Source organism: Bacteroides sp. CAG:189 (assembly GCF_000432295.1).
Lineage (GTDB): Bacteria > Bacteroidota > Bacteroidia > Bacteroidales > Bacteroidaceae > Bacteroides > Bacteroides salyersiae.
Genome location: NZ_HF991048.1, coordinates 36,385 through 48,274, shown reverse-complemented (window position 1 = coordinate 48,274; position 11,890 = coordinate 36,385). Strand labels below are relative to the sequence as shown.

11 protein-coding genes are annotated in these 11,890 nt (G+C 42.8%); 8 read left to right on the top strand and 3 right to left on the bottom strand.

The window, feature by feature from the left end; genetic code table 11:
- Positions 1-91 precede the first annotated feature (91 nt).
- The 6 genes from QVP90_RS06695 (at position 92) to QVP90_RS06670 (ending at position 6,390) form a co-directional block, all read left to right on the top strand.
- A complete protein-coding gene (locus QVP90_RS06695; RefSeq protein WP_005929519.1) occupies positions 92-850 on the top strand; it encodes a polyphosphate polymerase domain-containing protein in 759 nt (252 codons plus the stop codon).
- Positions 851-1,035: 185 nt separating this feature from the next.
- The gene (locus tag QVP90_RS06690) at positions 1,036-1,707 is read left to right on the top strand and encodes a DUF4956 domain-containing protein (protein ID WP_021935992.1); all 672 of its coding nucleotides are present in this window, start codon (positions 1,036-1,038) and stop codon (positions 1,705-1,707) included.
- Complete coding sequence (locus QVP90_RS06685; protein ID WP_021935991.1) at positions 1,700-2,440, top strand: DUF2490 domain-containing protein; 741 nt, start codon at positions 1,700-1,702, stop codon at positions 2,438-2,440. The genes QVP90_RS06690 and QVP90_RS06685 overlap by 8 nt, the downstream gene beginning before the upstream one ends.
- 24 nt (positions 2,441-2,464) lie before the next feature.
- A complete protein-coding gene (locus tag QVP90_RS06680) occupies positions 2,465-4,330 on the top strand; it encodes a carbohydrate-binding domain-containing protein (RefSeq protein ID WP_195333662.1) in 1,866 nt (621 codons plus the stop codon).
- Between the two features lie 99 nt (positions 4,331-4,429).
- Positions 4,430-5,668 carry a sensor histidine kinase gene (locus QVP90_RS06675; protein WP_021935989.1) on the top strand — a complete coding sequence of 413 codons (1,239 nt, stop codon included), beginning with the start codon at positions 4,430-4,432 and terminating at the stop codon, positions 5,666-5,668.
- On the top strand, positions 5,668-6,390 hold the full coding sequence (locus QVP90_RS06670; RefSeq protein WP_005929534.1) for a LytR/AlgR family response regulator transcription factor: 723 nt from the start codon (positions 5,668-5,670) through the stop codon (positions 6,388-6,390). Before QVP90_RS06675 ends, QVP90_RS06670 begins: the two co-directional genes overlap by 1 nt.
- 97 nt (positions 6,391-6,487) lie before the next feature.
- Here the strand turns inward: QVP90_RS06670 and QVP90_RS06665 are convergent, their stop codons facing one another.
- The 3 genes from QVP90_RS06665 to QVP90_RS06655 form a co-directional block, all read right to left on the bottom strand.
- Positions 6,488-7,675, bottom strand: coding sequence for an aminopeptidase C (locus QVP90_RS06665; protein WP_007481432.1), 1,188 nt, complete (start codon positions 7,673-7,675; stop codon positions 6,488-6,490).
- Between the two features lie 64 nt (positions 7,676-7,739).
- Entirely contained in the window at positions 7,740-8,939 is a 1,200-nt protein-coding gene (locus QVP90_RS06660) for a hypothetical protein (protein WP_021935988.1), read from the bottom strand.
- A gap of 19 nt (positions 8,940-8,958) precedes the next feature.
- A complete protein-coding gene (locus QVP90_RS06655; protein ID WP_021935987.1) occupies positions 8,959-10,281 on the bottom strand; it encodes a DUF4270 family protein in 1,323 nt (440 codons plus the stop codon).
- A 222-nt stretch (positions 10,282-10,503) separates the two neighbouring features.
- Between QVP90_RS06655 and QVP90_RS06650 the strand changes: the two genes are divergently transcribed.
- Positions 10,504-11,544, top strand: a complete 1,041-nt coding sequence (locus QVP90_RS06650; RefSeq protein ID WP_406566619.1) for a Kelch repeat-containing protein — start codon at positions 10,504-10,506, stop codon at positions 11,542-11,544.
- Positions 11,531-11,866, top strand: a complete 336-nt coding sequence (locus tag QVP90_RS06645) for a DUF4907 domain-containing protein (RefSeq protein WP_224206334.1) — start codon at positions 11,531-11,533, stop codon at positions 11,864-11,866. Before QVP90_RS06650 ends, QVP90_RS06645 begins: the two co-directional genes overlap by 14 nt.
- Positions 11,867-11,890 lie beyond the last annotated feature (24 nt).

Below are 11,890 nucleotides of genomic sequence, written 5' to 3'. Positions count from 1 at the left end.
ACAGATAAAAAAGGCCCGTTCGCTGATTCTTTTTTCCGGAGTTTTCCCTAATTCCTATTTTCGTAATATAAATGTAATATGGAGCCGGGACATGGATATACAAACTGCACTTTCCGCATTTTTACCTGTTTCTTTGGAAGAAATGAGCGGTATCCGTCTGATGAACCGTACGGATACGAAATTTGTCACTTCGTTGGATAAATTATCACTTATCCTACAATTTGCCGTTACGGATTATCGGGTACAGGAAGTGGAGGGTACACGAAACATTGCTTATCGTACTGTGTATTTGGATACTTCCGGCAGGGATATGTATATGGCTCATCAGAATGGGCATCGGGTACGTGAAAAGATTCGCGTGCGTACGTATGTATCTTCTGGTCTGACATTTCTGGAAGTGAAGAATAAAGATAATAAAGGAAGAACGGACAAACGGCGTATCCGGGTAGGAAATATACATTCTTTGTATACCGACGGGGCAGAAGGGTTTTTGGAGAAGCATGCCTGGTATCATTTGTCGGAATTGAAACCATGGTTGGAAAATAATTTTTATCGGATTACATTGGTCAATAAAGCGATGACGGAACGACTCACTATTGATACAGACATCTGTTTCTGTAACCTTCAGACCGGGAAGGAGGCGGCATTGAACAGAATGGTAATCATTGAGTTGAAACGGGACGGAAGAACCTTTTCACCCATTCGTGAAGTTTTGCGTAACCTCCATATACAACCTTCCGGAATAAGTAAATATTGCATGGGCACAGTACTTACTTCTCCTACTGTTAAGCATAATAGGTTTAAGCAGAAGATAAGAGTAGTTGGGAGGATACAGGAAATCGTATTTTAAGATGGAACAACATCCCCATGTTTTACTTTAAAACATCCGGATGTTGTTCTGGAAAACATGGGGATGTTGTTGCTCAAAACATGGGGATGTTCAGGGAACTGAATTCTGAAGATGAATTGATAAATATGATAGATTTCTGACAATGAGTATATTATATTGAAAATAATAAGAAATATAGTAAGCGTATGAATGAACTAAGTGAACTCTCTTTTATTGAAACTCCGTTGATGGACAGGATTGGTTTTCTGCAACTGTTGTTGCGCTTTTTATTCAATCTGCTGGTGGTTTCCGTTATTCTTCGTTGCTTTTATTATCCTAAGAGCAAGCGGCGCGATTATTACTTCACCTTTACACTGATCAGTATCAGCATCTTCCTGATGATTTTCTTGTTGGGGAGCGTTAAGTTGAAGATCGGTTTTGCATTGGGGCTTTTTGCCATATTCGGTATTATCCGTTATCGTACGGAATCCATGCCGGTACGTGAAATGACCTATCTTTTTGTCATCATAGCCATCTCGGTAATTAATGCATTGGCGGTTGAAATCAGCTATGCCGAGCTGTTGGGTACGAACCTCCTTTTTGTGTTCAGCATCTGGCTTTGTGAGAGTAACCGGTATTTACGTCATGTTTCCTGTAAACTGGTGCAATATGACCGTATCGAATTGATTCATCCGGATAGAAAAGATGAATTACTGAAAGATTTGCGGGAACGTACCGGACTCGATATTATCCGTGTGGAGGTGGGGCATATCGATTTCTTGCGCGACTCGGCTATACTGAAACTTTATTATGAACCGGTGAGTGATGAAGTCAATACGATCGATGCGCTTATCAAAATACCACGTGACGATGAGTAGGTGGCAGCTTGTAGGGATAGTCATCGTTTTTTTGTGTACCGGTGTGGGGCAATTGTGCGCACAGAGTGATGATCTCGGATTATGGGCGAACGCGGAAGTAAAAAAGAAAATCTTTCCGGGGCTGGATGCTTCTCTTGAAGGAGAATTTCGTTTACGCGATAACATGAGGACAATAGATCGCTGGGGAGGGACGGCAGGACTTTCTTACAAGCTGTTTTCTTTTCTGAAAGCAAGTGCTGGGTATACCTATATTTATTATAATCATCCGGATAAAACGACCAAGAAGGAAAACTATATTCCCGAATACGGGTCGCCCAGACATCGCGTGAGCGTGGCATTGACGGGAAGTTACAAATGGAACAGGTTTGAATTCTCACTGCGTGAACGGTATCAATATACCTATCGGGTGGGACTTTCCGTACCCAAGTATAATCTTGAAGAACAGATACGGAAAGAGAATGAAGAAATTCCGGCAAAGTCCGTTCATGTTCTTCGTTCCCGGTTGCAGGTGGAATATGATATAAGGAAGAGCCCTTTTAAACCCTATACTTCCTGTGAATGGTATCATTCGCTGAATGGTGAGGGGTTCAAGAAGATACGTTGGACGCTTGGGACATCTTACAAATTGAACAAGAAGAATACGTTTGATTTATGCTACCGTTATCAGAATGAGGCGGATGAAGATGAGGCCGACGGACATGTGATAGGAGTGGGATATTCGTTTAAGTTTTAAGGAGAAGTAACTATGATGATAGAAATGAAAAAGATAAAATTGTTCATTGGTATAGCTGCATGGTTGGCCGTATCTACCTGTTGCTCTACCGATCCGTTTGCCGACTGGGGGACTGAAACCGAAAGCGGTCAGCCGGTACTTCCGGATGGTACGGATACATCGGATGGGGGAAGTGGCTCCTTTGACGGGACAGGCACGTTATTTGATTTTGAGGTTGTCATCGACGATACGGATATGAGTGGTGATGATATAGATGAAACCATTGTAGCGGACAAGAATAATGAGAACTATGATGATTTCATTGAGAACTCGGAATTTTCTTCTACGGTCGAAATAGCTTATTCCGGCACATCAGCAACGGTGATAAGCAATGTTGAAGGGGTTGATATCTCTCAGGACGGGGCGCATGTGGTGGTAACTTCTACTGTGAAGAAAGTAGAATATATACTTTCCGGTGTAACCACCGATGGCTCATTTAAAGTATATAGCGACAATAAGTTCAAGTTGACTCTGAACGGGGTGAATATTGTGAATCCTTCCGGAGCTGCTATCAATATTCAGAGTGGAAAGAGAGTATTTGTGGTTTCTCCGGACGGGACGGAGAATACACTTGTTGATGGTTCTTCTTATGTGTTGACCGATGGCGAAGATATGAAAGGATGCTTCTTCAGCGAAGGACAGCTTATTTTTAGTGGAGGAGGCAAACTGCGTGTTACCGGTAATTATAAACATGGTATATGCAGTGACGATTATGTCAGGTTCCGGCAAGGGAGCCGTGTGACAGTTGTAGGAGCGGTGAAAGACGGTATACACGTCAACGATGCCGTCGTTATTGGGGGAGGAATATTGAATATTACGGCCACAGACGATGGTATTCAGTGTGAGAAAGGTCCGATAAGTGTCACTGGAGGACGGACTACGGTTATTACTACGGGTAATGCTGTTTATGAAGATAGCGATATTTCTTCCTCTTCCTGCATCAATGGCGGCACGACGTTTGCCATGACTGCCGGCACTGTGCTTCTGAAGAGTAGCGGATCGGCCGGGAAAGGCCTGAACTGCGATGGTGAGATATATCTTTATGGAGGTACGTTGCGAGTTGTCACTACCGGGAAACAATACGTATACGGGCGGCTCGACTCTTCGGCTAAAGGCATTAAAAGTAAAAGCAGTCTGACTATAGAAAGCGGTACCATATGGGTGAGAGCGACCGGTGGCGAAGGCAGTGAGGGCATCGAAAGTAAAAATGTGATGACTATTAATGGAGGTGACATAGCCGTATATGCCTATGACGATTGCTTAAATGCCAGCAACAATATTACCATAAACGGAGGAAGTGTCTATTGTTATAGCACTGGCAATGACGGTGTCGATTCCAATGGAACGTTAACCATCACCGGTGGAACGGTTGTTGCTTCCGGTACGGCCTCGCCCGAAGACGGGTTTGATTGTGATCAGAATACCTTTAAAATAACGGGTGGCACTGTTTTAGGTATTGGAGGAGGAACAAGCACGCCTACAGCCAATTCTTGTACCCAACGAAGTGTAATTTACGGTGGTTCCGGTTCGGCGGGGCAATATATCGGTATCCAGTCTTCGGATGGTACAAATCTGATGACTTACATGATTCCGCGTACTTATCAGCAGATGACATTGCTTTTTAGCAGTCCGCAGTTGGAAAACGGTAGTTATACCATTTATACGGGTGGTTCTGTGACCGATGGTTCTTCGTTTTACGGATTGTATACCGGAGCGATTTATGACGGTGGTACGCAAGCGGCAACTTTTACTGCTAATTCAATGGTTACTCAGATCGGTTCTGCTTCCGGTGGTGGTAATCCCGGTGGAGGCGGTGGGCCTGGTGGGGGACCCGGCGGTTGGGGATGGTAATAACAGCCGGATTAGCGATAAAAACATGCCCTTTGTCTATTCTCTTTGCAGAAAGCGGATAAAGGGCTTATATTTGTATCATTCTTATTTTATTAAGTGATGAGACGAATCAACAGACAGCATTTACCGGAGCAGGTTATTTATCTCGTAATCTGGCTTATTGTATTTCTTGTGCCGATTGTGGGTGACTACTATAATGCCGCAACCAGCACGAAGGTTACGTTTAACTGGAGTTTCGTTCGGGTGGCCTGGCTGATGATGCTTCCTTTCTTCTTACTTTTTGTAGCTAATAATTATCTTTTGGTTCCATATCTACTGTTTCGTAAAAAATATGTGGCATATGCATCTTCTTTGCTTGTCATTATTGTTTTACTTTTTGGTATTTATCCGCACCTTGCCCGTCCTCCTTATGACAATCGTTTCAAACAACAGAACCCTCCTCCTATGGAGCAGCGGATGCCGGAAGAACATTCATTAACGAAGCACCCTGCGATGCAGGAACCATTTTTACAAGGGGAGGATTCTGCGTCTTCTATGCAGCATCCTTCGGAAAGAAATGATCGTGCGGACAAAGGGAGGGGACCGCGTGACAGAATGGAACGCCGGGCTCCCAATGATTTTGACTTACATGCTCCTTTTCCTTTGCCGGGACCTGCGCTTGTACGTATGGCTATGGCCGTCCTACTGGTCGGTTTCAATATCGCCATCAAATTGATGTTTAAATCTCTGCGCGATGAACAGACTTTGAAAGAACTGGAACATAAACGCCTGCAATCAGAACTGGAATATCTGAAATATCAGATAAACCCCCATTTTTTTATGAATACGCTCAATAACATCCATGCTCTGGTAGACATCGATGCAACGAAAGCGAAAAAAGCATTGGTAGAACTTTCTAAGCTGATGCGTTATGTACTGTATGAGACCAGTAATAAGACCATCTTGCTTTCTCGTGAGATACAGTTTTTGGATAATTATATCGAATTGATGAAACTCCGGTATATAAATAAGGTGGGTATTGAAGTTTCTTTACCGCATGAGGTGCCGGAAGTACAGATTCCGCCTTTACTTTTTATCTCTTTTATAGAGAATGCCTTCAAACACGGTGTCAGCTACCGTAAAGATTCGTTCATCCATATTTCTATGGAACTGGATGGAGACAAGCTCCTTTTCCGATGTAGCAACAGTAATCGGCGGAAAGAAGGTGGACAGTATCACGGTATCGGTCTTGAGAATATTCGTAAACGTCTCCGGTTACTTTTTGGAAACGATTATACACTTTCTATTGATGAGACGGACGACTGTTTTAGTGTTTTACTTATAATACCTCTTTTATGATGAAATGTCTGGCTATTGATGATGAACCGTTGGCGTTGGCACAATTATCGGAATATATTTCCCGGGTTCCTTTTTTGTCCTTAGTGAAGTCTTGCCACGATGCATTCGAAGCTATGGATGTATTGGCACGGGAAGAGGTCGATTTGATATTTGTGGATATAAATATGCCCGATCTTAATGGGCTTGATTTTGTCCGTTCGCTGGTGGTAAAACCACTGATTGTGTTTACTACTGCTTATTCGGAATATGCCGTTGAGGGGTTTAAGGCAGATGCGGTAGATTATTTGTTAAAACCTTTTGAGTTTCAGGATTTGCTGAAAGCTGCGGACAAGGCACGTAAGCAATATGAATATCGGCGGATGGATCAGGGTGATACGGAGACAACGTCTCAGGTTAGAAACGGGTCACTGTTTGTGAAATCCGAATACCGGGTGGTACGTATTGATATTGCGGAGATAAAATATATAGAAGGGATGAGCGAGTATGTACGTATTTTTGTAGAAGGGGAAGAAAAACCGATCGTTACTCTTATGAGTCTTCATAAGTTGGAAGAACGGTTACCTGCTCAACAATTTATGCGTGTACATCGCTCTTACATTGTCAACCTTCATAAAATTACGGAAATTTCCCGTTTGCGTATTATCTTTAATGGTAATACTTATATTCCGGTAGGGGAGAATTATAAAGAGCGGTTTACGCAGTATATTGAGAAGTTGATGTAAACGGTTATCGGTTAATAGAATTGTATAGCTAAAGAAAGAGGGGTACAGAATCTGATGATTTTCTGTACCCCTTTGATGGATATATATGGGTAGGATATTATTTGATACCCAACTTTTTAGCGATATCTTTCGGAAGTGCATCCTTATGTACCAGGATGTTCATCGTCTTGTAAGCAACAAATGCCTTTGAAGCATACCAGATTCCTTTGTATTTACCACTGAGACCCCAAGAGTTCTTTACCATGAAGTATTCTTTGCCATTTTGGTCTTTGGCAATACCATAGATTACCATGCCGTGATCATCGGTGGTTTCCCAGTTGTCAAAAGCTTGTTGGCGCATTTCCTGTGTAACGTTCATTTCCGGCAAAGGGCGTGAAGTTAATTCTTTACGTTTATCGGCAGCTGTCAAACCGGTCCAACGGGCCATATCGGAACCTGTCAGTTCAGCACCTTTAGCAGCATCCGGCATTACAGCGATACCATCGCGGGTAAAGCCTTGTTCGCTTACATCACTACCCCATGCAAAGGTGTATCCCTTTTTGACGGCATTGTCCATTACAGCCATGAATTCGTCCAGTGGCAGGTTCCATGACAGTCCGTTGCGCCAGTTATCTTGAATTTCAATAGCAAACTGGGTATAGAACGGATGATGGGTATAAGATGTCAGAGATACATAATCGTCCGGGTTTATACCCAATGATTCTGCAAAACTTTTCGGAGTATATTCTTTACCTTTATAAGTGAATTTTTCCGGGCATTGTCCCAGATAAGTATCGTAAATAGCGCTAAGGCCTTGTTGCCATACCGGAGTCAGCTTAGTAAGTTTACCTTTGGCAATGGCATTTGTATATGCTTCGGCCACAGCGTCCAGTTCATTGTGTACTGGTAATGAATCACCGTACATGATGCCCGGCATGGCTTCCTGCGGTACGAGTCCGTAATTTTTCAGACAGTACATGATGTCATAGAAACTTCCACCCGGTGAGAAAGAACTGTCCCCGTGATAGCGAACGTAGTTGCGTGCACGGTCGGTCATTGTATGGTGAACGACGAACATTTCCGAGAGGTCGTATTCGCCTTTTCCCATACGGAGCAGTTCCGATTCAAGGAAACCGAGGGCTGAGAAGCTCCAACAGGTACTCGAACGGTTCTGATTCTTGATAGAGGTAATCGGGTTTTCCTTGACCGTAGTGAAAACGAAGCCTTCTTCTTTTGTGGTGTCTTGAGCCTTCATGTTCATACTGCAAAAGCAGAGTGTTGCTGCAATAAGAATTGTCTTTTTCATTATTATGCTGTTTTTGTTATATTTATGCGACAAAGATACAGCAATATCTTTAAAAAAGAAATAATTATTGTAGTTTTGCCCGGTAGGTTCGTTCGGAAAAAGAGATGTTGAAGAAGAGACTGACTCCTTTTTCTCGCGGCAATCCCGAAGGAATCTTGAATTGGTCGCTGTATTTCAACCCGATAGAGATAATATTACTATTGCGGGTGGTAAAATTGGCTCCCGTACTGATATAGTAGTTTTTTGCTTTTCGTTTGTTAATGGCAACGTAAGGATTGCTTAATCCTGTTCCTAATAGCAATTTTATAGATTTTTTGTACGGATTGTTTATTGTATAGGCTATTCCGGCAGCCAAACGGTGTTGATTGGCAAAGCTGACAGATGATTTTGAAGATTTCATCCGGCTCCAATCAACGTATTTATAATCAGTGGTGGCCATCCAGCGTAAAGAATTATAAGAGAGTCCTACGCCGATAAATTGCGGTAGGTATTGGCTGTATACTTTGGGACTTTTTTCAATTGTTTCCGTACTTGAGGTGCTGCTTACGGTGAGATCATTGTCTTGGGTAAGATGTTGCGAGTAACCGTAGGTAACTCCCATCAGGAAATATTTGTCACGGGTTAAAGGTAGCTTGTATTGCATTCCGAAGTCGGCATAAAATGCATGTTTGGATGAACTTTCCTCTATAATGGTGCTTCCTTGAGTTTCACTTTGCGTGATAGTTCCTGTGATATAAGAGAGATTTACACCGATCGAAATATTTTTACCGATTAGAAAGGCATTGCTGAAGCCTATTTTGGATAGATATCCCGTACCTTCAAAGAAAGAGGAGATGGTAGAGCCGGATGCGCCCTCTATCTCTTGATCCAAAGTGATGGCATATCCTACACTGCTGACGGGAGTTAGGAAAACGGCACCATACCATCGAGGAATGATCCGGCAACCGATACTTAGATTATTCAGATTGCCCACAATAGAGTTGTTGGTGACACCGGTTTGTGTGTATGAATTATAAGCACCCATAAGACCGGCGTCAAATACAAAACGCTGTTCGGTGAGTTCTGTCAGAGATGCCGGATTGGAGGGGTTGATAAACGAACTGCCCCGTAGTGCGATGCCGGTACCGCCAAAACCTGCATATTGACCACCTTCTCCGGTAGAAAGTTCTCCCAAACCAAACATGGATCCGGGGGAATTTGTCATATTTTGTGCTATCAGCCATGCAGGATTGCAAAAGGCAAGGATAAAAAGAACTCTTTTCATGCTGGATTGATTTTTGGAATTAGTAATTATATACTTTATATCTGAGTGTAAGTTTTACCGGATTTGTTGTATGCTGCATATCTCCGAATACAACCCCTTTGAGAGTGGTAAAAAACAGATCGTCAGGCAACATAAGTTTCAGGTTTTTCCGGTTGTAACCGATAGCTCCCAGATTATTTTGCAGGAAAGAGGTGATATCGAAAGAGTAATAAGTATTTTCCGGAGCCATTTCATCGGTGACCAAACTACCGTTTTGTACGGAGGTTCCTAACAAATCGGTGATCACGTCTTCTGTCACATCATTCTCATTGGCGGTATAGAGTATGAGGGTTTCGGGTAATGGGTACTGATCCCCGTGAGTCCCTTTCACCGGATAAAGTTGGAGGGTTGCACTCTCGATGGTTACCAGGTCTCCTTCCCAAAGTAGATTGTTTAAGTGGGGAAATTCTATTTTTATATACAGACCGGTCATTCCTTGCAGATAGCTCTGGTTATCTGTTTTTTCACTTGACAGGGCATTATCCGTACCGCTTTGCAGTAGCGACAGTACCGTACCGTTTCGGTCATGTTTGATTTGAGTGAATTTCAGTGTATTGCTTGGGGTGAATGTCAAAGTCTGTTCGCTTGCCGTTTCTGTTATTATATGGTAGTGCAACCGAATGCAGAGGCTCGAATCATTTACCTGAAACCCATTGACGCAGGTTCCTCCGGCATCGGGTACGAAGGCGAGTCCTTTGAAATATAGCCGGAATTTCTCCTGTGAGCTCATATTATCGGAATTCTCTTGCAACAGGGTCAACCATTCTTTACCCAATTCATCGGGTAGGCGGAAGGATATTTCTTCTTTGTCTTGTCCCGGATGAGGAGTGAAACTGAAGGATGCGAGCGGGGTAGGATTGTAGGGTACGGTAGAGGTGCTATATAGATAGTTGTTGTTTAATTCCATATTTTCCGTGAGTTGATGCAGGTAGATGCGTTGTGCACCGGAGAGCGTGTCCCCCAGATAATTTCCCGAAGCATATAAACGGCAAGTGATGGAATCGAACTGATAAATAGCCTCGTCATCTATAGATAAAGTGTGGACATCGTATTCTACATAAAAAGAACTTCGGATGTCTCCCCAAAGAGAACTGTTATGGTGTCCTATCTGACATATACTATCGCCGGAGGTTGCGAGAGAATCGCTCAGAATCGTACTGAGGGATACAGTGCATGTGTCTGTTATGATGTTTCGTAATGCGCTTTCCACCCATTTGCTTCCTGCGGTGGACATTTCGTCACGACAGGAGAGGAGAATAAGCAGACACAATGAAAATGAAAAGAAAAGAATGAGTCGTCTCATAAGGTTTGTTATAAGTATGTTTATGATCAAATTCTTTTGCAAAACAAGGTCATTTGAAGCCCCTTCCCAAAAAGTATCGACTAATGTCCGGCATTTATCGACTTCATTTTTGTTAGTCGTCGAAATGGAGGTGTTGGTCGATAGTTTTTCTTCACTGTTACTTTCGCCTCTATATTTGCGGACTAATAATTAACGATTAAAACTTGATAGGAAATGAATGTTATGACTTGTTATTCAGCGAAGAACATAGTTGAAAAGCTGTTTTTACTTTTTATGATGGGCTTTGCTTTCTGTGCTTGTGGAGATGATGAATCTTATACGTTAGGCGTATGGCATCGTCGTTCCGATTTTGACGGACTGGCACGTGGCAGCGCTGCGGGTTTTACAATAGCTGACAAGGGATATGTTTGCGGTGGATATACCGGTACTACCTATAAGCGTGTGACCGATTTATGGGAATACGACATTCAGGGTGGTTACTGGACACAATGTGCCTCTATGCCCGATGCGGCAACAGCGCGAACCGGTGCTTCCGGTTTTGCCATAGGCGAGAAAGGATATATCACTTTAGGTCAGGACAATAGTTCGAATTATCTGGCTGATACCTGGGAATACGATCCGGCTACTGATACCTGGACGCAAAAAGATGACTATAAGGGAGGTGCGCGTATTAGTGCCATTGCATTCGGTATAGGCCAATACGGTTATGTGGGAACAGGGTATAATGGAAATTATCAGAAGGATTTTTATCGTTTCGATCCTCAGGCTGCTGCCGGACAACAGTGGGAGATTGTAAACGGTTTCGGTGGACAGAAGCGTCAGGGAGGTACTTCTTTCGTGATCGATGACAAAGCATATATTTGCTGTGGGGTGAATAACGGCTCTTATGTATATGATTTCTGGTGCTTCGATCCTTCAACGGGAGTTTTTACTCAACTGCGGGATATTGCTGATACGAGTGATGATGATTATGATGATGATTACACTTCTATTGTCCGGGCTAATGCTGTCAGTTTTGTAATTGACGGTAAAGGCTATTTGGTGACGGGAGAATATGGTTCTTTATTGAGTAACTATTGGATTTATGATCCTGCTACCGATCTTTGGGAAGGAGAAGATTTGACTGCCTTCGAGGGCTCTGTCCGTAAAAATGCAGTTGCTTTTTCTACCGGCACGCGAGGTTTTGTTGTAACCGGACAAGCCAGCAGTTCTTATTATGACGATACTTGGGAACTTTCTCCATATGAGTATGAAGAAGAATAAAAGACGCACATTGCTTTTTATCGGATTGGTTGTCATCTTGTTGTCTGGAATGTGGTGGTCTTATTATTATGCAGAGAAAAGAAATCGTTATTGTCTGGAAGTGATAAAACTTGATAAGGATCAGGGATATGGATATACAATCAAACAAGGGAAACAGACGGTTATCTATCAACCGTTTGTTCCTGTTTTGTCACAAAGAAAACCATTTAATACTCCGGATGAGGCTGCTAAAGTTGGAGATTTAGTATTAGAGCGATTGGAATCGGGGCAAGATTTCAGTGTGACGGAAGAAGATTTAAAGAGTTTGGGAATAAAGAAATGATAGTTGTTTTTTCAGCAGGAAAGC

Excerpts from the sequence above, each read along its gene's own strand:
- QVP90_RS06660 (WP_021935988.1), bottom strand. The coding sequence starts at position 8,939 with ATGAAAAGAGTTCTTTTTATCCTTGCCTTTTGCAATCCTGCATGGCTG.
- QVP90_RS06680 (WP_195333662.1), top strand. The coding sequence starts at position 2,465 with ATGAAAAAGATAAAATTGTTCATTGGTATAGCTGCATGGTTGGCCGTA.
- QVP90_RS06685 (WP_021935991.1), top strand. The coding sequence starts at position 1,700 with ATGAGTAGGTGGCAGCTTGTAGGGATAGTCATCGTTTTTTTGTGTACC.
- QVP90_RS06670 (WP_005929534.1), top strand. The coding sequence starts at position 5,668 with ATGAAATGTCTGGCTATTGATGATGAACCGTTGGCGTTGGCACAATTA.
- QVP90_RS06650 (WP_406566619.1), top strand. The coding sequence starts at position 10,504 with ATGACTTGTTATTCAGCGAAGAACATAGTTGAAAAGCTGTTTTTACTT.
- QVP90_RS06690 (WP_021935992.1), top strand. The coding sequence starts at position 1,036 with ATGAATGAACTAAGTGAACTCTCTTTTATTGAAACTCCGTTGATGGAC.
- QVP90_RS06675 (WP_021935989.1), top strand. The coding sequence starts at position 4,430 with ATGAGACGAATCAACAGACAGCATTTACCGGAGCAGGTTATTTATCTC.
- QVP90_RS06695 (WP_005929519.1), top strand. The coding sequence starts at position 92 with ATGGATATACAAACTGCACTTTCCGCATTTTTACCTGTTTCTTTGGAA.
- QVP90_RS06655 (WP_021935987.1), bottom strand. The coding sequence starts at position 10,281 with ATGAGACGACTCATTCTTTTCTTTTCATTTTCATTGTGTCTGCTTATT.
- QVP90_RS06645 (WP_224206334.1), top strand. The coding sequence starts at position 11,531 with ATGAAGAAGAATAAAAGACGCACATTGCTTTTTATCGGATTGGTTGTC.
- QVP90_RS06665 (WP_007481432.1), bottom strand. The coding sequence starts at position 7,675 with ATGAAAAAGACAATTCTTATTGCAGCAACACTCTGCTTTTGCAGTATG.